Here is an 18847-nt window from a genome sequence, read left to right on the forward strand (position 1 = left end):
AGGGGGCGAAATTCCGGTGCCAAGAGGTCCAAAGCCTTTTTCCAGGGCATTGCCGCACTGGCGGGCGGGCCTGCTCTTGTCGCTTCTGCTCCTGGGCATGGGTGGCATTCTGCTGCGCGATCTGCAACTCCAGTGGTTCCAGACCCGGGCGCTACGCGCCCAGGGGAGGATGCGCTACCTGCAGACGCGGCCTTTGCCCGCCGGGCGCGGGATGATTTACGCCCGCAATGGCGATCCGCTGGCGGTGAATGCGCCGGCGGTCACCCTCTGGGTGGACCCGCGGATATTCTGGCAGCATCAGTCCCAATGGGGGCGGGTGGCCCAGGTGATCGGCATGTCGCCGGCGGAGCTGAGCACCCGGGTTGGGCAGGGTGGGGCGGATTTTGCGTATCTGCGGCGGCAGGTATCGCCCTCCCTGGGCAAGGCGGTGCATGCCTTGGGCATCCCCGGCCTCTATGTCCAGCCCACCAGTCGGACCTATTATCCCCTGGGGGCCATGACCACGCCGCTACTGGGCCTGGTGCATCTGGATCACCAGGGGGCCGCCGATCTGGAGCTGGGCTACAACCAGTGGCTGGCGGGCCGGCAGGGCCGGGAGCGGGTGCTGGTGGATGGCCAGGGACAAGTCCTGCGCGTCCTGCAGGAGGCCGAACATCCTCAGCCGGGACATAATCTGCACCTTACCATCGACCCGCAAATCCAGTATTGGGCCTATATGACCCTGCTCGCCGCGCAGCAGCATTTTGGGGCCAAGGTGGGCTCGGCCGTGGTGATGAATGTCCATACCGGGCAGATCCTGGCCATGGTCAGCGTGCCTTCCTGCAATCCCAATGGCCGCGGGAGCTGCAGCGACCCTCTGGATTATGCCAATAATGCGGTGCACCAGGCCTTCGAGCCGGGCTCGGTGATGAAGCCGTTCATGGTCGCGGCGGCGCTCACCACCCATAGCATTCAGCCAGACCAGAGTTTCAATGTTTCCCATTGCCTGCCGGTGGGCGGCTTCTGCATTCGCGATGACGTGGTCCACCACGAACTGAATGTCGCCCATATCCTCAAGTATTCCAGCGATATCGGCGCCGCCAAGATCGCCCTGCGCACGCCGCGGGAGGCCATTTATGCCATGTATCGGGCGGCCGGCTTCGGGCGACCGCCGGGGCTGGGTTTTGTCGGCGAAACGGGCGGTGTCCTGCCCGACTGGCACGGCTGGGGACGGGCGCGTCATGCCACCATTGCCCTGGGCTATGGCGTGTCGGTGACGACCCTGCAATTGGCCGAGGGCTATGCCGCCATCGCCAACGGCGGCTACCATGTCCGGCCGACCCTCCTGCTCGGCCAGCCGGTACAGCGCCGGCGCATCATGCCGGCCGGGGTGGCCAACCGCTTGCGGCGCTGGCTGGAAGGGGTATGTGCACCCAATGGCACGGGCATCCTGGCGGCCATTCCCGGTTATCGCGTGGCGGGCAAGACGGGCACGGCCAATATGGCCAACGGCAAGGATGGTTTTTTGCACAACGAGACCAATGCCACCTTTGTCGGCTTTGCCCCCGGCTTTGCCCCGGATCTGGTGATGGCCGTCTCGCTGCGGGCGAGCAAGCGGTACTGGAACTTTGGCGGGGTGGAGTCGGCGCCGGTCTTCCGCGTGACCATGCGCCACGCCCTGGAGGAAATGAATATTGCGCCGCGCTGGTGCGGCCATCGCGCCTGCGTTTCGCAGGCGCGGAATATCACCGCCACGCAGGCGGAAATCTGGGCGGAGGGGGGTGGGCAATGACGGGCGGGGAAAAAAAGGTAGTGGCCATTCTGGCGGCGGGGGTATTTGCCATCCTCCTGGGTATTTTCATCACGGCGACGCGGACGCGCATCCCGGTTTCGCACATCTACGTCAATGCCCAGGGCGCCCATCTCCTGGCTCGGGCCGGAGAGACTGCGACCGCGGCGGCGGACTGGCCCGGCGCCTTCCGCGCCAACCCGAGGGCTGCCGATGCGGCCTTCTGGCCCACGGCCACTCTGGATTTCGCTGGCGGCCACAGCGTTACCATGCCCCGCCGGGATGTGCTGCTCTGGGTCTATCGTGGTTAAGCCTTCGCCCTGGCGCCAAGGGCTGGCGGGCCTGGGCTGGGTCCTGCTGATATTGCTGGCGGTGGGCCTGCTGTTGCTGGTGGATGCCCTGCTCCTCATTCCCGGCCTGTTGCTGGCCTATGGGATGGTGGGTCTTTCCTGGCGCTGGCAGGGGGTCATTCCCGATCCCGTCCATATTCCCGGCCCCTGGCTGAGCATGGCGGTAGGCATCCTCGCCACGGCCTTGCCGGCCGTGGCCGATGGCTTGCTGCTGCAGGTCTTCCTGGGACAACGCCGCCGTTCATGATCATGGATGCGGCCGTTGGCGGTGGGGTTTTAGGGTTACCCCGTCGCGTCCAGGGCAGCCTTTTGCTCCAGGGCTTCCCAGCGCGCATAGGCTGTGGCCAGTTCCCGTGCGGCGGCGTCCGCCTCTGCCTGCAAGGCCCTGGCCGCTGCCGGATCCTGATACACCGCCGGGTCGCTCAAGGCCTCGGTAATGGCTGCCTGGCGTTGTTCCAGGGTTTCGATGCGGGCGGGTAGCTGGGCGAGTTCCTGGCTTTCCTTGAAGCTCATGCCCTTTTCCTTCTTTGCCGCGCGCCCCGCGCTGGGACGAGACTTGCCCGTCTTGCGCTCGGCCGCTCCCGCATCCGCCCGCTCCCTTTGCCAGCGCAGCCAGTCGCTGTAGCCGCCGGCCATGCTGGTGAGCTGCCCATCCTCGCCAAAGGCGATGACCTGCGTGACCACGTTGTCGAGAAAGTCGCGGTCGTGGGAGACCAGGAAGAGGGTGCCGGGGTAGTCCTGCAGACGTTCTTCGAGGATCTCCAGGGATTCCAGGTCCAGGTCGTTGGTGGGTTCGTCCAGGACCAGGATGTTGGCGGGCTTGGCGAAGAGACGGGCCAGCAGCAGCCGGGCGCGCTCGCCTCCGGAGAGGGCCTTGACCGGGCCGCGGGCGCGGGAGGGGGGAAAAAGGAAGTCCTGCAGGTAGCCGAGGATATGGCGGCGCTCGCCGCCGATGTCGATGAATTCGGCTCCGTCGGCAATGACGTCGGCGACCCGCGCTTCCGGATCGAGGGCGGCGCGCATCTGGTCGAAATAGGCTACCTGCTGGCGGGTGCCCCGCTCCAGGGTGCCGCTGTCGGCCTGGAGATCCCCGAGGATCAGGCGCAGCAGCGTCGTTTTGCCGGCACCGTTGGGTCCGACAATGCCGACGCGGTCGCCGCGCTGAATGCGCGTGCTGAAGTCGCGGATGATGGGGCGCCCGCCGTAGCGGAAGGAGACATTCTCCAGATTGGCAATGAGTGCCCCGGAGCGGTCCCCGCTTTCGATGCGCAAGGCCGGGCCGCCGCTTTGCTCGCGGCGGGCGTCGCGTTCACCGCGCAGGCGCTCCAGGCGGCGCAAGCGGCCCTGATTGCGCCGGGCGCGGGCCTTGACGCCCTGCCGCGCCCAGGCCTCCTCCTCGGCCAGTTGCCCCTCCAGGCGGGCATCGGCGGCGGCCTCGGCGTCAAGGATCTCGGCCTTGCGCGCCTGGTAGCCGCTGAAGCTGCCGGGAAAGCTGCGCAGGCGGCCGCGGTCCAGTTCGATGATGCGGGTGGCCAGGCGGTCGAGGAAACGGCGATCATGGGTGATGAATACCAGGCTGCGGCGCTCGCGCAGCAGGAGCTGCTCCAGGCCCTGGATGGCGGGGAGATCGAGGTGGTTGGTCGGCTCGTCGAGAAAGAGCAGTTCGGGTTCGGCGATGAGGGTGGCGGCGATGGCGACGCGCTTGCGCTGGCCGCCGGAGAGGTCGCCGACGCGGCCGCTGGCGGGCAGGCCGAGGCTGTCGCGCAGGGCCTCGGCCTTGTAGTCGATGCTCCAGGCATCGTGGAAGTCGGCGAGGTCGTGGGCGGCGCTGGTGCCGACGTCGGCGGCATTGGCGCGATTCCAGGCGTCATGACCGGATTTGATGGCATCCAGGATCTCCTGCTGCGGATCCAGGACCGGTTCCTGCGCCAGATAGGCCCGGTGGATCCCGGGAGCAATCCACAAATTGCCGCTATCCAGCGGATAAAGGCCCGCGCAGACCTGCAGGAGGGTGGATTTGCCTTCGCCATTGCGGCCGATGAGCCCCACCCGTTCCCCCGCCTCCAGGCTCAGGCTGGCATCATCCAGCAGGACCCGGCCGCCCCATTCCAGGTGGCCGTTATCCAGTTGCAGGATGGCCATGTCAGGTCGCCCCGGCAGGCTGCGCCCACGCGCTGGCGGGCAGTCGGATCAGGGAAAAGGGCATCGTAATCTCCTCGGAATGGGACGGTGGCAGCACGGCCACCTGTACCGGAATGGACTTTTTCTTTAGCATGCCATTATGACCTCGCCCTTTACGGAAGAACAACAGCGTTTTTTACGCCTGCTCGAAGTCCCGGTACCGGGGCGGTTGGCGGGGGAGGGGGGCGCGCCGTCCCGCGCCGCGCTTCCCAAGGCCGTCGCGGCCGCGCCGCCACTCCGCGAGGACCCGGTGTTCGCCGCGCCGCCCGCCCCGCCGCGCAAGCCAGTCACCCCGGCAGCCCCGCCCACGGTGCCGGATGCATCCCCCCTTGGGGACATGGCCGCCCAAGAGCGGCGCGCGAGCGTCATTGCTGGCCTCGCCTGGGCCGATCTCGCCGCCAGGGTGTCGGTCTGTCAGGATTGCCCCCTGGGGGCGACGCGCCAGCACGCCGTCTTCGGCGCAGGCAATCCGCAGGGGCGCTGGCTCTTTGTGGGCGAGGCGCCGGGGGCGGAGGAGGATCGACGGGGCGAGGCCTTCGTCGGCCGCGCCGGACAGCTTCTGGATGCCATGCTCAAGGCCATGGGCCTGGAGCGCAGCCGGGATGTCTACATTGCCAATGTGCTCAAATGTCGCCCGCCCAACAATCGCGATCCCCTGGGCCCCGAGGTCCGGGAATGCCTGCCTTATCTGCATCGCCAGATCGCCCTCATTCGGCCGCAGGTCATCGTCGCCCTCGGCCGCTTCGCCACCCAGGGCCTGCTGCAGGTGGATACCCCCCTCAACAAGCTGCGGGGCACCGTTCAGCATTACGGCGAAATCCCCGTGGTGATCACCTATCACCCTGCCTATTTGCTGCGCAATCCCATCGACAAGCGGCGCGTCTGGGAGGATCTCAAAAGGGCGCGGCAGGTCTTCGCGGAAACAGGCAGGGCATTGCCAGAGGCCCGCTGACGGGCCAGAATGCGGCAAACACTGCACGGAGCTTTCCATGTTTGACAATCTCACCCAAAAACTGACGCAAACGTTCAAAAACTTGCGCGGCCAGGGCCGACTGAGTGAGGAAAACATCAGCGAGGCACTGCGCGAGGTACGTCTGGCCCTGCTCGAAGCCGACGTGGCCCTGCCGGTGGTCAAGGACTTCATCGGCCGGGTCAAGACCAAGGCCATGGGCGAGGAGGTGACGCGCAGTCTGACGCCGGGACAGGTCTTCATCAAGATCGTCCACGACGAACTGGTCCATCTCATGGGCGACCACAACGACCGCCTGGACCTCAGCGCCCGCCCCCCGGCGGTGATCCTGCTCGCCGGCCTGCAGGGTTCCGGCAAGACCACCACCAGCGCCAAGCTCGCCCTGTGGCTCCAGGAAAAGGAAAAGAAGCGGGTGCTGCTGGTGAGCACGGATGTCTATCGCCCCGCGGCCATGGAGCAGTTGGCCCATCTGGGGCGGGATATCGGGGTCGACGTTTACCCTACCCGGGCCAACGAGCAGCCGGTGGATATCGCTCGCCGCGCCCTGGAAGAGGCGCGGCGGCGCAACGATGATGTGCTCATCGTCGATACCGCCGGCCGCCTCCATATCGACAGCGAAATGATGGCCGAGGCGCAAGATCTGGCGCGGGCCGTGAACCCCGTTGAACTGCTCTTCGTCGTCGACGCCATGACCGGCCAGGATGCCGTCAATACCGCCAAGGCCTTTGATGCGGCCCTGCCGTTGACGGGGGTGATCCTGACCAAGACCGATGGCGATGCCCGCGGTGGGGCGGCCCTCTCGGTGCGGGCCGTTACCGGCAAGCCCATCAAGTTCCTTGGCGTCGGCGAAAAGGTGCGCAAGGGCCTGGAGCCCTTCCACCCCGAGCGCATGGCCTCGCGCATCCTCGGGATGGGCGACATTGTCAGCCTGGTGGAGCAGGTGCAGCAGGAGGTGGACGAGGACCAGGCCCGGCGCATGGCGGACAAGCTGCGCAAGGGCAAGGGCTTCGACCTGGAGGATTTTCGCGAGCAGTTGCGCCAGCTCGACCGGATGGGCGGCATGGCCAGCCTCATGGACAAATTGCCGGGCATGGGGGAACTGCCGGCCGAGGTGCAGGGACAGTTGCAGGACAACAAGCAGTTCCGCCGCCTGGAGGCGATCATCAACTCCATGACCGTGGAAGAACGGCGCCATCCCGACATCATCAAGGCCTCGCGGCGGCGGCGCATCGCCCTGGGCTCCGGAACCAACGTGCCGGAAGTGAATCGCCTGCTCAAGCAGTTCGAGCAGATGCAGAAAATGCTCAGGAAAATGGGCAAGGGCAAGGGCGGGCTGAGCCGCCTCCTGGGCATGAATCCCAAAGCGATGATGAAAGGCGGTCTGCCCTTCCGTTGACGCCTGGTTTTAGTTACTATACGCGCCTTTCCCGCGACAGGATCTCGGGCATTGGCTAAGGAGAAGACATGGTAGTCATTCGTATGGCCCGGGGCGGCGCCAAGAAGCGGCCCTTTTACCACATCGTGGTGGCAGACAGCCGCAGCCGTCGTGATGGCCGTTTCATCGAGCGTCTGGGCTTTTACAATCCCCTGGGGAGCCAGCCCGAATTGCGGATCAACCGCGAACGTGCGGCGTACTGGCTGAGCCAGGGTGCGCAGCCTTCGGACACCGTTGCCACTTTCCTCAAGAAAGAAGGCGTGAGCAAGACGGGTGTCGCCAGCGTCTGAGCAGCCTGCCTGGGTGGTGCTGGGGCGTATCTCCGGTCTCTACGGTGTGCAGGGTATGGTCAAGGTATTCTCCTATACGGAGAATCGGGACGGCATTCTGGATTATGCACCTTGGTATCTGGGCGCCGAACATCGGCCGGTAACGGTGCTGGATGGGCGCCTCCAGGGCGCGGGCGTGGTGGCCTTGCTGGAGGGCGTGCGGGATCGCGAGCACGCGCGCCTGCTCATCGGCCAGGAGATTGCCGTCCCCGCCCAGGCATTGCCGGCGCTGGAAGAGGGCGAATATTATTGGAGCCAGTTGCTCGGCCTGGCGGTGGAGAATCGGGAAGGACAGCGGCTGGGTGAGGCGGCCGGCTTTCTCGAAACCGGGGCCAACGACGTGCTGCTGGTCCGCGATGCGGCGGGCAGGGAGCATCTCATCCCCTGGTCGGATAGGGCGATTCTGGCGGTTGAACAAGCGCAGGGCCGGATTCTGGTGGACTGGCAAGCCGACTGGTGATGCGCTTCGACGTCATCACCATCTTCCCCGAGATGATCACCGCCTATTTCCAGGCGGGGGTGATCGGTCGGGCCCGGGCGCGGGGCTGTTTTGCGATCCATACCTGGAACCCGCGTGATTTCGCGCCGGATCGGCACCGTACGGTGGATGATCGGCCCTTCGGCGGTGGTCCGGGCATGGTCATGATGGCGCCGCCCCTGCTGGCGGCCATCGCCGCCGCCCGGACGGCCAACCCGGGGGCGCCGGTTTGTTATCTGTCGCCCCAGGGGCGGCCGCTGCAGCAGCAGGCGGTGGTCCGGATGGCGCGGCGACCGGGGTTGATCCTGCTGGCCGGCCGCTATGAAGGGGTGGACGAGCGGGTCATGTCCGCGGTGGACGAGGAATGGTCCATTGGCGATTATGTATTGGCCGGCGGCGAACTGCCGGCCCTGGTGGTGATGGAGGCCGTAGCGCGGCTGCTGCCCGGGGTGCTCGGGCATGCGGACTCGGCCGTGGAGGAAAGTTTTGGCGAATCGGGCCTGCTGGACTGCGCCCATTATACGCGGCCGGAATTGATGGACGGGGCGCCGGTGCCGGAGGTGCTGCTTTCGGGCGACCATGGGCGCATCCGCCGCTGGCGGCTGCAGCAGTCCTTGGGGCGGACCTGGGAGCGCCGGCCAGAGATCCTGGCCCAGCGCGGCCTGCGCTCGGGCGAAGCGGAATTGTTGGAAGAATATCGCCGTCAACGCGGTGAAACGCAGTGTGACCAGAGGGAAGGAGTTGGGGATGAACATCATTGACGAAATCAATCGCGAACAACTGACGGCGACCATGCCCGAGTTCGCTCCCGGCGACACCGTCGCCGTGCATGTGAAGGTGAAGGAAGGCGAGCGCGAGCGCGTCCAGATCTTCGAGGGCATCTGCATCGCCCGCCGCAACCGGGGCCTGCATTCGGCCTTTACGGTGCGCAAGATCTCCAACGGCGAAGGGGTGGAGCGCGTCTTTCCCATGCATTCGCCGAATATTGCCAAAGTGGAACTGAAGCGGCGCGGCGATGTGCGCCGGGCCAAGCTCTACTACCTGCGCGGCTTGTCCGGTAAGGCGGCGCGGATCAAGGAAAAGCTGGGCTGATGACGGAGCGGACGGCGCTGGAGGCATTCCGGCGCTGGCGGGAGACGGGAGCCGCGGGGCAAGGGGTCATTCTGGCCGATCCGGCCCAACGCCGGGAAGTCTGCGAAGGATTCCAGGCTTTTTTTCTTCCCTATTGGTGGGGGGAGGCCGCGGCGCCCATGTCCTTGCATGGGGTTCTGGATCTTTGGGCCCTCTTTGCGGCCCTGGGCGAGATCCCCGGCGATCATTTCGGCGCCTTCCTTGCTGCCCAGGAAAAAGAGCTCAGCCCTCCCGGGCATGCCTTGCCCGACGCCTTGCAATGCGCGGCGGCGGAGCCTTTGCCCATGGACATGGAGCTGGACCTGCTGGCCGCGGCCATGGAGGAACGGGACCTGGCCAAGGCCGCGCCCCTGGTCTTCAGCATGGTGGAAGACGAGGGTGCGCGCCGTGCCCTGCTGGAGCGTCTGGGGCAACGCCTTGCCGATGACAACTACGAGCAGGGTTTGCGGACGCTCCTCTTTGCCCAGTGGCGGGATGCGGCGGCGGGGCTCGCGCCCCGGAGCCTGGGGGCCGGGGCCTTGGCCCTGCTCCACTGCCATTGGCGGCTGCCTGCGGGTCTGACGGTGGTGGTTCCCGAGGCGCGGGCTGGCCACGATGGTCGTGTTTTCGACAAGCCCCTCCTCCACGCCCTGCGCGAGCGCGATCTTCCGGCCTTTATGGGGCGCATCCGCGCCATGGGGGATCAACCGCTGGACGCCGTCCGCCAGCTTTTGCTGTCGGTGACCTTGCTGATTCTGGAACGCGGCGGGGGGGAGGATCGGGAGGCGCTGGCGCGACTCTATGTCTGGCTGGTAACCTTGCTGACCATGCCGCAGCGCAGTCTGCGCCGAACCCGGCGAATCCTTTTCAGCGCGGCGGCCACCACCTTTGCCTTTGCCGGCTGGAAGGCGACGGGTGACTGGCCGGACTATGCCGCTTTGGCCGCCTACCATAGCCAAGCGGGTGCCGGCGCCGCTGCGGCGTCGGCCCTGAGTTGGCAGGGAGTGCTGGATGCCCACGCGGCGGGCGCGGGCCCGGACTGGGCCGTGCGCTTTGCCGAAATCGTGGCCCTGCCGGCGGCGCCGCAGGGTTTTTGGCCTTTATGGCGGGCCGTCAATCGGGCGGGCGCCGTGACCGGCGGGCCTCTATCATGGATTCATCCCCTCGTTCTGCTGCGTCTCTACGCGCCCTGAGCGCGCCGCGGCGCTATGCCTCTCCCCTCGGGCCGCTGGTGTTGGGCGTCGCCGATGCGCGGGTTTACGACCTTGCCTACGCCGACCGGCCCGATCTTCCGCCTCTGGACGGCATCGCGCGGGAAGTATTGGATGCCTACTTCGCCGCAGACCCCGTTTACCCTTCCCTTTTGGCGCAAATCACCCTCGCGCCCCGGGGGACCCCTTTCCAGCAGCGGGTGTGGCGGATGCTGCTGCGCATCCCCTGGGGGCAAACGCAGACCTATGGTGTCCTCGCCGCCCTCCTGCCCAGTGCCGCCCAGGCGGTGGGTCAGGCCTGCAAGGCCAATCCCATTGCCGTGCTCATTCCCTGCCATCGCGTCGTGGCGGCCAGCGGTCTCGGCGGCTACGGCGGTGCGCGAGGGGGCGGGGATTGGGAGCGCAAGGGCTGGCTCCTGCGCCATGAGGGCGCCTTGCTGTGAGCTGCAGGATCTAGGATGAAGGCAACAGGGGCGGAGCAGGAGCGCATAGACGCCTTTCTCGACGCGCTGTGGCTCGAAAAGAACCTGGGCGCCAACACCTTGGCGGCTTATCGGCAGGATCTCAGGGCGTTGCTAAAGGCCCTGCAGAGCCAGGGCAGCACATTGCTGAGCGCTACGGAAGGGCAGTTGTCGCGGGTCTTGAGCGGCCGTTTGCAAGGGGGCGCGGCATTGCGTTCGGTGGCCCGCCAGCTTTCCACCATTCGCCGCTTTTACGGCCATGCCCAGCGGGAGGGCTGGCTCGCCCAGGATCCCAGCCTCTTTCTGGAAGGGCCGAAGCTGGGGCGGCCCTTGCCGCTGGTCTTGAGCGAAGGGGACGTGGAGGCCCTGCTGGCGGCCCCGGATCGCGCCCAGCCGCGGGGTCTGCGCGATCAGGCCATGTTGGAGCTGATGTATGCCTGCGGCTTGCGGGTTTCGGAACTGATCGCTTTGAAGATGGTGCAGGTGAACCTCGATGCCGGGGTGGTGATGGCCTACGGCAAGGGCCGGCGCGAGCGCCTGGTGCCCATGGGGGACATGGCCGTCGCTGCGCTGCGTCTGTATCTGGAAAGCGCCCGTGCCCTGATCCTCGGCGGGCAGATGAGCGACGTCCTCTTTGTCACGGCCCAGGGCGGACCCATGACGCGCCAGCGTTTCTGGCAGCAGGTGCGGCATTATGCCCGGCGCGCGCAGATTGCCGCGCATTTCTCCCCTCACGGCCTGCGCCATGCCTTTGCCACCCATTTGTTGAACCATGGCGCCGATCTGCGCAGTGTCCAGTTGATGCTGGGGCATGCCAAACTCGGCACGACGGAAATCTATACCCATGTGGCCAATGCCCGCCTGAAGGTCCTGCACCAGCAGCACCATCCGCGGGGATGAACGCAAAAATACCCCGCCCGCGTCCCAGTGAAAGCGAGAGCCGGCAAAACACCTCCGCCATCTGTCCTTTTCGGGTAAATCCGCAGCGCGTGCGTAAGTCTCCGGAGACAAAAAATCCTCCCCGCAGGGGGAGGATCAGAGATCGGCACCGCCGGATGCGGGGCGCCTATTTTCCTTTGGGCAGGGTGATGACCACGTAAATGCTGGCCTTGCCCTGGCGCACCAGGACCGGTATCGGCTGATCGGCGGGCAGCTTGGCGACGATCTTCTGCAACTGGGCCGGCGTGTCCACGGGCTCTTGGGCGATCTGCTGGATGACCATGCCGGGCCTGATGCCCGCGGTGGCTGCCGGCCCGGGCGCCACCGCCAGGATCAGGACACCGCGATGGATATCCATTCCCTTCATGGCCTGGGGGGTGAGCGCCTGGACCTGGATGTGCAGGCGGGGGATGTCCCCGCTGGGGGCGCTCCTGCTCGTTTGCAGGTTTTCCGGCAAGGCGCTTACGGTGGCGGTGATGGTCTCTGCGTGCCCGTTACGCAGTATGCCGATTTGGGCGTGGCTGCCGGGCAAGGTGTCACCGACCATGGGGGGCAGTTGCCCGACATTGTAGATGGGCTTGTTGTCGTAGGTGACGATCACGTCGCCTGGCTTGAGGCCGGCCTTGGCCGCCGGGCTGCCGGCCATCACCGAGGCGACCAGGGCGCCGACGGGTTCCTTCATGTGGAGGGCCAGGGCCATCTGCGGCGTCACGTCCTGGACCTCTACCCCCAGCCAGCCGAACTGGATGGCCTTGTGTTCCTGCAAGTCGCGTACCACGCGCATGGCGGTGTTGATGGGGATGGAGAAGGATAGCCCCATATAGCCGCCGCTGTTGGTGTAGATCTGGTCATTGATGCCGACGACCTGCCCCGCCATGTTGAACAGCGGTCCCCCGGAGTTGCCGGGATTGATGGGGACATCGCTCTGGATGAAGGGGATGTATTCATCGTCAGGCAGAGGCCGGTTGACGGCGCTGACGACGCCCTGGGTGACGGTGTTGTAAAAGCCGAAGGGTGCGCCCACGGCGAGCAGCCATTGTCCGACCTGGAGTTGGCTGGAGTTGCCGATGGGCACGGTGGGCAGATCGCTGGCATCGATCTTGAGCAGCGCCGTATCGTAGCGTACCGACAAGCCCACCAGCTTGGCCGGATAGGCATGGTGATTGGTCAGCGTCACGACAATGTGATTGGCGCCGCGCACGACGTGTCCTGCGGTGACGATGTAGCCGTTGGGACTGATGATGAAGCCGGACCCCAGGGATTCCACTTTCTCATGCTGGGGGGCACCCTGCCCCTGGGGAGCCATGAATTGATGGAAGAACTGATAGAAGGGCGAGTTGGGTGGAAAGGGATTGCCCGGCATCTGCCCATGGACGACCTTGGTGCTGGTGCTGCTGATATTTACTACCGCCGGGCCATAGCGCTGGATGATGGGGGTGAAGTCCGGCAGGTTGACCAGCGTTTGCTGGGCAGCGGTGTTGGTGGGAATGGAAAGGGCCGGCGCCACGGGAGCATCGGCATTGGCCCACTCGGCCGCACCCAAGCCAAAGCCCAGGGTGGCGGCGACGATGGCGGTTGAAATGATTTTTCCGGTGTTGCGGCGGTGCCATGGGCGGCTTTTCGCCATGGGGTTTCTCCTTATTTCGTGACGAACTGCCTATATGGACCGTCAGCGGGCGTGGATGGTTCCATGATCGGACCCAAGCCGGAGAACGGCGATTAAAAGAGGGCGCGCGACAGGCGGGTGCGAAAACGGTCCACCAGGGCACCCTGATTGCCCAGCAGGGCGAAGACCCGGAGAACGGTCTTGCGGGCGAGATCGTCCTGATAACCGCGGTGCCGCTCCACCATTTCCATGAGCTGCTCCAGTGCCCCTTCGAGGTCGCCCTGCAGAACCAGGCGCGCGGCGCGCTGATACATGGCCAGGGCGCGCTCGTCTCCCTTGCTGGTGGCGATGATCTCGGTCAGGGCGGGCAGGTCGGGGGCATCCTTGACGGCGCTGGCAAAGTCGATCAGGGCCATCACGCCGCTGACCTCGGGCTCCATGCGGAAGGTGGGGGACATGGCGGCCACGAGGGCATCGGCGTCGGCGAAGCGACCGCCATGCACGGCCATGCGCGCCAGTTCCAGCCGTGCGCGGTCATTGTTTGGATTGGCTTCCAGGGCTTTGTGCAGCAGGGCCTCGGCCTGCGCGGTTTCCCCTCGTTCGAGCAGCAGCAGGGCCTCGCGACGCCATTCGTCGCCGGGTGGAGGCAGCAGCCTATCGATGAACTGGCGCACGGCCGATTCCGGCAATGCCCCGGTAAATTCATCCACCACCCTGCCGTCGCGAAAGGCCTTGACGGCGGGAATGCCGCGCACCTGATATTCGCGGGAGAGTTCCGGGTTCTCGTCGGAATTGATCTTGGCGAGAATGAAGCGGCCGCCATGCTCCGCGGCCAGTTTTTCCAGGACCGGTCCCAAGGCCCGGCACGGTCCGCACCACGGGGCCCAGAAATCCACCACGACGGGGACCTGTCGGGATATCTCGATTACGCTTTCCTGGAAGTTGCCCAAGTGGACATCCATTACATGCTTGCCTGTTGCCATGACTGCTCCTGTGCAGGTTGGTCGTTCCGCGAGCCTTCGGGGTTGGCTCCGGGAAGAAAAATCTGGGTGGAAAGATCGGGGCGGCCCAGCGTTTTTCAAGGTGTCCTTATTGCTCTTCGGCCTTGGCCAGTTCGTCGAGGACGGAGAGCAGGAGGCTGCGGCCCAAGGCGCCCATGCCCCGGCCCAGGCGCTGGGGATCGCGCTCACCGCGGGATAGCGGCCCCAAGGCCGCGCCCATGCGCGCCATGTCGCCGCCGGCGCGCTGCATCTGGCTGGCCATCCTGCCCAGCCAGGCGATGGCCTCGGGCTCGCCGCGGCGGGCGGCGAGGATAACGCTGGCCAGGCCCGGCGCCGCCATGCCGGCATCGGCCTTGTTTTCTCCCCTGGGCAGAGTCGCCGGATTTTGGATGCCTTCGAGGATGGACTGGATGATGGTGCCATCTTCTTCATCCAACCCGGCGAGCAACCCCGGCTCGCGCTGCCCGTTGAGGATCCGGCGGATGACGCCCACCAGGATGGCCCAGCCGTTGGCATCGGCTACCCGCAGGGAATCCTCCAGGGCCGGGCGCAGGGCCGGATTCTGACAGGCCACGACCACTTGATGTATCAATGCTGCATGGGCGCTGCGAATCTGCTCGCGGCGTTCGGGTAGCGTGCTCATGGGTGACTCCCTGCCGATCCGCAAATTTTAATGATGCCGTCAGATCGGGTGTGGAGGCAAGGCGTGCTGCCCCTGCAGATAGCCATTCCTCCTTGCAAAACCGACCGGTTGGTATATAATAATAACTGATGATAGAGAACTAGGAATGTCGCCCGATCCAGGGTGTCCCTGGATCTTGAGTTTATCCCGCTGCTGCAGATCCCGGGAGGATCCATGCAAAATTTTTCCTTTTACAACCCCACCAAAATCCTCTTCGGCCAAGGCCAGATCGCCGCGCTGAAAGGGGAGTTGCCCGCTGCCGCCAAGATCCTGCTTACCTATGGCGGCGGCAGTATCCACCGCAATGGCGTCTACGCTCAGGTCAAGGCCGCGTTATCCGGGCACCGCGTAGTGGAATTTGACGGTATCGAGGCAAACCCGCGCTTTGAGACCCTGATGCGCGCGGTGGATCTGGCGCGGGTGGAAAAGGTGGATTTCATCCTCGCGGTCGGGGGCGGTTCGGTCATCGATGGCAGCAAGTTCATCGCCGCGGCCTTTTATCATGAGGGCGACGCCTGGGCAATCCTGGCCGATCACGCCCCGGTGCAGCGGGCCTTGCCCCTGGGTACCGTCCTCACCCTGCCGGCGACGGGTTCGGAGATGAACGCCTTTGCCGTGGTGACGCGCGAGTCGACCCATGAAAAACTGCCCTTCAGCAGTCCCCTCGTATATCCGCGTTTCTCGGTGCTCGACCCGACCACCACCTTCACCCTTCCCGCGCGGCAGATCGCCAATGGGGTTGTGGATGCCTTTACCCATACCATGGAGCAGTACCTGACCTATCCGGTCAACGCCCCCCTGCAGGACCGTTTTGCCGAAGGCATCCTGCAGACCCTGATCGAGGAAGGGCCGAAGACGCTCGGCCATCCCCAGGATGTTGATGCGCGGGCCAACATGATGTGGTGCGCCACCATGGCCCTCAACGGCCTGATTGGCGCCGGCGTGCCCCAGGACTGGGCGACGCACATGATCGGTCACGAGATCACCGCCCTGCACGGCCTGGACCACGCGCAGACCCTGGCCGTGGTCCTGCCCGCCACCATGCAGCGTCAGCGCGACGTCAAGCGCGACAAGCTCATCCAATATGGGCGCAGGGTCTGGGGTATCGCGGGGGACGGCGATGCCACCATCGATCAAGCCATTGCCAGGACCCGGGCCTTCTTCGAGTCCTTGGGCGTCAAGACCCGCTTGCGGGATTATGGTGTCGCTCCGGAGGCCATTCCCGCCCTGGTGGCGCAACTGGAAAAGCACGGCATGGTCAAGCTCGGGGAACGCGGCGACATCACGCCGGAGCGCAGCCGCGAGATCCTGGAGCTCTGCGCCTGAGTGGTGCCTGGCCCTGTATACGGACCGGACAGGCTTGGCCCTGCCCGGTTCTCCTTGAAAGCTCACCCTAGGAGATTTTATGGACGTCCGTGCCGCCGTCGCCTTTGGCGCCAATCAACCCCTGTCAATGGAAACCGTCCAACTGGAAGGACCCCGCGCCGGAGAGGTGCTGGTGGAGATCAAGGCCACCGGTGTCTGTCACACGGATGCCTATACTCTGTCGGGGATGGACCCGGAAGGGCTCTTCCCCACCATTCTCGGCCATGAAGGGGCGGGGGTCGTGGTGGAAGTGGGCGCCGGGGTACGCTCCCTGAAGCCCGGCGACCACGTGATCCCCCTCTATGTGCCCGAATGTCGGGAGTGCGAATACTGTACCAGCGGCAAGACCAATCTCTGCCAGGCGGTGCGCGAAACCCAGGGCCGGGGCGTGATGCCCGACGGCAGCAGCCGTTTCTCCTTCCAGGGCAAGCCCCTGTACCACTACATGGGCACCTCCACCTTTGCCAATTATACCGTGGTGCCGGAGATCGCCCTGGCCAAGATCCGCGAGGATGCACCCTTCGACAAGGTCTGTTATATCGGCTGCGGCGTGACCACCGGCATTGGCGCGGTGATCAATACGGCCAAGGTGCGGCCGGGGGACAAGGTGGTGGTCTTCGGCCTGGGCGGCATCGGCCTCAATGTCATTCAGGGGGCGCGCATGAGCGGCGCGGGCATGATCGTGGGGGTGGACATCAATCCGGCCAAGCGCCCCCTGGCGGAGCAATTCGGCATGACCGATTTCGTCAATCCCAAGGAAGTCGAGGGGGATCTGGTCCCCTACCTGGTGAACCTGACCAAGGGCGGGGCGGATTACAGCTTTGAATGCATCGGCAATGTGGATCTCATGCGTCAGGCCCTGGAATGCTGTCACAAAGGCTGGGGCACCAGCGTCATCATCGGCGTCGCCGGCGCCGGTCAGGAGATCCGCACGCGGCCATTTCAACTGGTGACCGGCCGCAACTGGCGCGGCTCGGCCTTTGGCGGCGCCAAGGGACGGAGCGATGTCCCCAAGATCGTGGACTGGTACATGGAAGGCAAGATCCACATCGACGAGATGATCACCCACACCCTGCCGGTGGCGCAGATCAATGAGGCCTTTGACCTGATGCACCGGGGGGAATCCATCCGTACGGTCCTGACCTTTTGAGGGTCCCCATGAGCGAGGATCTGGAATTGCTGGAGGAACACGCCGCCTTCGGCGGCCGGGTGCAGCGTTATCGGCATATCTCGCAATCCTGCGCCGCACCCATGTCTTTCTCCGTATATCTGCCGCCCCAGGCGGCCCCGGGTCCGCTGCCGGTGCTTTATTTTCTGGCGGGGCTGACCTGTACGGAAGAGACCTTCATGATCAAGGCCGGTGCCCAGCGTTACGCCGCCGAACACGGTATCCTCCTGGTGGCGCCCGATACCAGTCCGCGCGCTACGGGCACACCGGGTGAGGATGAGGACTGGGATTTTGGCAGCGGAGCGAGTTTTTATGTGGATGCCACCGTGGCGCCCTGGTCTGCCCACTATCAGATGTATCGCTATGTGACTGAAGAACTGCCGGCGTTGGTGGCCAGGCATTTCCCGGCGGATCCACAGCGGGAATCCATCTTTGGCCACTCCATGGGTGGCCACGGCGCGCTGGTCTGCGCCCTGCGCAATCCGGGGCGGTATCGCTCCGTTTCCGCCTTCGCGCCGGTTTGCGCACCCAGCCGCAGTCCCTGGGGCCAGAAGGCCTTCTCCCGCTATCTGGGTGGAGATGAAAGGGCTTGGCAGGCCTACGACAGCATCGCCCTGCTGCAGAAGCAAAAAGCACCGTTGCCCATTCTCATCGATCAGGGCCTGCAGGACCCTTTTCTGGAGAGTGAATTGAAGAGCCGTTGGCTGGAGGCGGAAGCGGGGGATAAAGTCACCCTGCGCTGGCAGGAAGGCTACGACCACAGTTATTACTTCATTGCCAGCTTTATGGGAGACCATCTGGCCTTTCATGCCCGCCATTTGCGCTGAGCCCCGGCCGTCCCGGTTATTTGTCCTGCTGCCCGCGCTCTACTAAACTGGCGCTTTGAGGACCGGATCGCGCCGTCGCGGGATCGGCACCTCGCCGCCAGGGGCGGGCGGCTAGGCCAAGCGAATGCGTGGGCGGAGATCGTTGGGGCAAATGGATATCGCGCAGGGCGCCGAGGGGGTGCAGACGTGGGTTGGCGCTGGTTGAATCGCATGGGGTCGTGGTTGGAGGGCGGCGCCGAGCTGGTGGCGGTGCGTCCGGTGCGTTGGCTGGCCTTCGCCGGCGGCGCCGCGGCCCTTGCCGCCATTCCTTTCCCCGCCTGGCTGATGGAGGCGCTGGCTCCCCTGGGCCTGCTCGCCGGCCTGCGCCTGGCGGGGCGCTGTGCGGGGGAGTCCTATACCTGGGAGCAAACGCGCCATGCCCTGGCGGTGGCGGTGTTGTGGGGAATGGTCCTCGCGATTTTCGGCATGATCTTCCTCTTCGGTCAGGATCTGGTATTGATGGGAGCCGTCCTGTCAGGCATTCAAATGCCCTGGGACAATGGCATCCCCCATGGGTTCTGGGACTGGTGGTTCGGTTTCGGGGAGCGTTTTTCGGACTTGGCCGAGACGCCTTACTACTGGTTCGCGCCGGCCTTTTTCGGCGTGGCCCTGGCCTTGCACAAGGGTCATGGCTGGCTGGAATCGGAAGTGGAGACCACCTTGGCCCTGGCCTTCAAGCCGGAATTGCGCGATCCCCTCATCGCCTTGTGGGGCGGGCTCATGATCAGCGGCGTGCTGCTGCCTGACATCTCCCAGGCATGGCTGGCGCTGCTGGTCTGGGTATTCGGGCCGCCGGTGGTCTATGTGGCCTACCAGGATGTCTTTGCCGACAAGCAGCGGCCGCGTCGGCGCAAGCGCGAGGCGGGAACCGTTCCGGCCTTGCTGCCCCAAGGACAGCCCCAGCCGGTGCGGGTCAAGGCCTGACCG

Annotated in this window: 20 protein-coding genes; 16 read left to right on the top strand and 4 right to left on the bottom strand. The window is 65.5% G+C overall.

Annotated features, from left to right (window positions below; all coding sequences use genetic code 11):
- The first annotated feature begins 97 nt into the window (after window positions 1-97).
- From ACP5MM_RS02010 to ACP5MM_RS02020, 3 genes are read left to right on the top strand one after another with little or no spacing between them, the layout of a single operon-like run.
- On the top strand, window positions 98-1771 hold the full coding sequence (locus ACP5MM_RS02010; protein ID WP_427934052.1) for a peptidoglycan D,D-transpeptidase FtsI family protein: 1674 nt from the start codon (window positions 98-100) through the stop codon (window positions 1769-1771).
- Window positions 1768-2079, top strand: coding sequence for a hypothetical protein (locus ACP5MM_RS02015; protein ID WP_427931339.1), 312 nt, complete (start codon window positions 1768-1770; stop codon window positions 2077-2079). Before ACP5MM_RS02010 ends, ACP5MM_RS02015 begins: the two co-directional genes overlap by 4 nt.
- A complete protein-coding gene (locus tag ACP5MM_RS02020; protein WP_427934032.1) occupies window positions 2072-2365 on the top strand; it encodes a hypothetical protein in 294 nt (97 codons plus the stop codon). The genes ACP5MM_RS02015 and ACP5MM_RS02020 overlap by 8 nt, the downstream gene beginning before the upstream one ends.
- Before the next feature lie 35 nt (window positions 2366-2400).
- On the opposite strand, the gene ACP5MM_RS02025 is transcribed toward ACP5MM_RS02020, so the two are convergent.
- Window positions 2401-4260: an ABC-F family ATP-binding cassette domain-containing protein gene (locus ACP5MM_RS02025; protein ID WP_427931343.1), complete on the bottom strand. Its 1860-nt coding sequence runs from the start codon at window positions 4258-4260 to the stop codon at window positions 2401-2403.
- 139 nt (window positions 4261-4399) lie between these two features.
- Here ACP5MM_RS02025 and ACP5MM_RS02030 point away from each other — a divergent pair, with 139 nt between their 5' ends.
- From ACP5MM_RS02030 to xerD, 9 genes are all read left to right on the top strand, one after another.
- Window positions 4400-5251 (top strand): uracil-DNA glycosylase, encoded by an 852-nt coding sequence (locus tag ACP5MM_RS02030; RefSeq protein WP_427931345.1) that lies wholly within the window; start codon window positions 4400-4402, stop codon window positions 5249-5251.
- 37 nt (window positions 5252-5288) lie between these two features.
- Entirely contained in the window at window positions 5289-6665 is a 1377-nt protein-coding gene (gene ffh, locus ACP5MM_RS02035; protein WP_427931347.1) for a signal recognition particle protein, read from the top strand.
- Between the two features lie 68 nt (window positions 6666-6733).
- The gene (rpsP, locus tag ACP5MM_RS02040; RefSeq protein ID WP_427931349.1) at window positions 6734-6994 is read left to right on the top strand and encodes a 30S ribosomal protein S16; all 261 of its coding nucleotides are present in this window, start codon (window positions 6734-6736) and stop codon (window positions 6992-6994) included.
- The gene (rimM, locus tag ACP5MM_RS02045) at window positions 6978-7493 is read left to right on the top strand and encodes a ribosome maturation factor RimM (protein WP_427931350.1); all 516 of its coding nucleotides are present in this window, start codon (window positions 6978-6980) and stop codon (window positions 7491-7493) included. The genes rpsP and rimM overlap by 17 nt, the downstream gene beginning before the upstream one ends.
- Complete coding sequence (gene trmD, locus ACP5MM_RS02050; RefSeq protein ID WP_427931352.1) at window positions 7493-8272, top strand: tRNA (guanosine(37)-N1)-methyltransferase TrmD; 780 nt, start codon at window positions 7493-7495, stop codon at window positions 8270-8272. The genes rimM and trmD overlap by 1 nt, the downstream gene beginning before the upstream one ends.
- Window positions 8259-8603 carry a 50S ribosomal protein L19 gene (gene rplS / locus ACP5MM_RS02055; RefSeq protein WP_123102350.1) on the top strand — a complete coding sequence of 115 codons (345 nt, stop codon included), beginning with the start codon at window positions 8259-8261 and terminating at the stop codon, window positions 8601-8603. The genes trmD and rplS overlap by 14 nt, the downstream gene beginning before the upstream one ends.
- Window positions 8603-9814 carry a hypothetical protein gene (locus ACP5MM_RS02060; protein WP_427931354.1) on the top strand — a complete coding sequence of 404 codons (1212 nt, stop codon included), beginning with the start codon at window positions 8603-8605 and terminating at the stop codon, window positions 9812-9814. The genes rplS and ACP5MM_RS02060 overlap by 1 nt, the downstream gene beginning before the upstream one ends.
- Window positions 9772-10275, top strand: a complete 504-nt coding sequence (locus ACP5MM_RS02065) for a methylated-DNA--[protein]-cysteine S-methyltransferase (protein WP_427931356.1) — start codon at window positions 9772-9774, stop codon at window positions 10273-10275. The genes ACP5MM_RS02060 and ACP5MM_RS02065 overlap by 43 nt, the downstream gene beginning before the upstream one ends.
- Window positions 10276-10290: 15 nt before the next feature.
- Window positions 10291-11193, top strand: a complete 903-nt coding sequence (gene xerD, locus ACP5MM_RS02070) for a site-specific tyrosine recombinase XerD (RefSeq protein ID WP_427931358.1) — start codon at window positions 10291-10293, stop codon at window positions 11191-11193.
- 166 nt (window positions 11194-11359) lie between these two features.
- Here xerD and ACP5MM_RS02075 read toward each other — a convergent pair whose 3' ends face one another.
- From ACP5MM_RS02075 to ACP5MM_RS02085, 3 genes are all read right to left on the bottom strand, one after another.
- Window positions 11360-12859, bottom strand: a complete 1500-nt coding sequence (locus ACP5MM_RS02075) for a Do family serine endopeptidase (protein WP_427931359.1) — start codon at window positions 12857-12859, stop codon at window positions 11360-11362.
- Window positions 12860-12951: 92 nt separating this feature from the next.
- Entirely contained in the window at window positions 12952-13821 is an 870-nt protein-coding gene (locus tag ACP5MM_RS02080) for a tetratricopeptide repeat protein (RefSeq protein ID WP_427931361.1), read from the bottom strand.
- A gap of 106 nt (window positions 13822-13927) precedes the next feature.
- Window positions 13928-14482 (bottom strand): hypothetical protein, encoded by a 555-nt coding sequence (locus ACP5MM_RS02085; RefSeq protein WP_427931363.1) that lies wholly within the window; start codon window positions 14480-14482, stop codon window positions 13928-13930.
- A 213-nt stretch (window positions 14483-14695) separates the two neighbouring features.
- Here ACP5MM_RS02085 and ACP5MM_RS02090 point away from each other — a divergent pair, with 213 nt between their 5' ends.
- The 4 genes from ACP5MM_RS02090 (at window position 14696) to ACP5MM_RS02105 (ending at window position 18844) form a co-directional block, all read left to right on the top strand.
- Window positions 14696-15847, top strand: coding sequence for an iron-containing alcohol dehydrogenase (locus ACP5MM_RS02090; RefSeq protein ID WP_427931365.1), 1152 nt, complete (start codon window positions 14696-14698; stop codon window positions 15845-15847).
- Between the two features lie 79 nt (window positions 15848-15926).
- Window positions 15927-17036: an S-(hydroxymethyl)glutathione dehydrogenase/class III alcohol dehydrogenase gene (locus ACP5MM_RS02095; protein ID WP_427931366.1), complete on the top strand. Its 1110-nt coding sequence runs from the start codon at window positions 15927-15929 to the stop codon at window positions 17034-17036.
- A gap of 8 nt (window positions 17037-17044) precedes the next feature.
- Window positions 17045-17881, top strand: coding sequence for an S-formylglutathione hydrolase (fghA, locus tag ACP5MM_RS02100; RefSeq protein WP_427931368.1), 837 nt, complete (start codon window positions 17045-17047; stop codon window positions 17879-17881).
- A gap of 186 nt (window positions 17882-18067) precedes the next feature.
- Complete coding sequence (locus ACP5MM_RS02105; RefSeq protein ID WP_427931370.1) at window positions 18068-18844, top strand: hypothetical protein; 777 nt, start codon at window positions 18068-18070, stop codon at window positions 18842-18844.
- The last annotated feature ends 3 nt before the right edge of the window (window positions 18845-18847 follow it).

It is taken from the genome of Acidithiobacillus sp. (assembly GCF_049965315.1).
Lineage (GTDB): Bacteria > Pseudomonadota > Gammaproteobacteria > Acidithiobacillales > Acidithiobacillaceae > Acidithiobacillus_B.

Excerpts from the sequence above, each read along its gene's own strand:
- ACP5MM_RS02010 (WP_427934052.1), top strand. The coding sequence starts at position 98 with ATGGGTGGCATTCTGCTGCGCGATCTGCAACTCCAGTGGTTCCAGACC.
- ACP5MM_RS02015 (WP_427931339.1), top strand. The coding sequence starts at position 1,768 with ATGACGGGCGGGGAAAAAAAGGTAGTGGCCATTCTGGCGGCGGGGGTA.
- ACP5MM_RS02025 (WP_427931343.1), bottom strand. The coding sequence starts at position 4,260 with ATGGCCATCCTGCAACTGGATAACGGCCACCTGGAATGGGGCGGCCGG.
- ACP5MM_RS02030 (WP_427931345.1), top strand. The coding sequence starts at position 4,400 with ATGACCTCGCCCTTTACGGAAGAACAACAGCGTTTTTTACGCCTGCTC.
- ffh (WP_427931347.1), top strand. The coding sequence starts at position 5,289 with ATGTTTGACAATCTCACCCAAAAACTGACGCAAACGTTCAAAAACTTG.
- rpsP (WP_427931349.1), top strand. The coding sequence starts at position 6,734 with ATGGTAGTCATTCGTATGGCCCGGGGCGGCGCCAAGAAGCGGCCCTTT.
- trmD (WP_427931352.1), top strand. The coding sequence starts at position 7,493 with ATGCGCTTCGACGTCATCACCATCTTCCCCGAGATGATCACCGCCTAT.
- rplS (WP_123102350.1), top strand. The coding sequence starts at position 8,259 with ATGAACATCATTGACGAAATCAATCGCGAACAACTGACGGCGACCATG.
- ACP5MM_RS02060 (WP_427931354.1), top strand. The coding sequence starts at position 8,603 with ATGACGGAGCGGACGGCGCTGGAGGCATTCCGGCGCTGGCGGGAGACG.
- ACP5MM_RS02065 (WP_427931356.1), top strand. The coding sequence starts at position 9,772 with ATGGATTCATCCCCTCGTTCTGCTGCGTCTCTACGCGCCCTGAGCGCG.
- xerD (WP_427931358.1), top strand. The coding sequence starts at position 10,291 with ATGAAGGCAACAGGGGCGGAGCAGGAGCGCATAGACGCCTTTCTCGAC.
- ACP5MM_RS02075 (WP_427931359.1), bottom strand. The coding sequence starts at position 12,859 with ATGGCGAAAAGCCGCCCATGGCACCGCCGCAACACCGGAAAAATCATT.
- ACP5MM_RS02080 (WP_427931361.1), bottom strand. The coding sequence starts at position 13,821 with ATGGCAACAGGCAAGCATGTAATGGATGTCCACTTGGGCAACTTCCAG.
- ACP5MM_RS02085 (WP_427931363.1), bottom strand. The coding sequence starts at position 14,482 with ATGAGCACGCTACCCGAACGCCGCGAGCAGATTCGCAGCGCCCATGCA.
- ACP5MM_RS02090 (WP_427931365.1), top strand. The coding sequence starts at position 14,696 with ATGCAAAATTTTTCCTTTTACAACCCCACCAAAATCCTCTTCGGCCAA.
- ACP5MM_RS02095 (WP_427931366.1), top strand. The coding sequence starts at position 15,927 with ATGGACGTCCGTGCCGCCGTCGCCTTTGGCGCCAATCAACCCCTGTCA.
- fghA (WP_427931368.1), top strand. The coding sequence starts at position 17,045 with ATGAGCGAGGATCTGGAATTGCTGGAGGAACACGCCGCCTTCGGCGGC.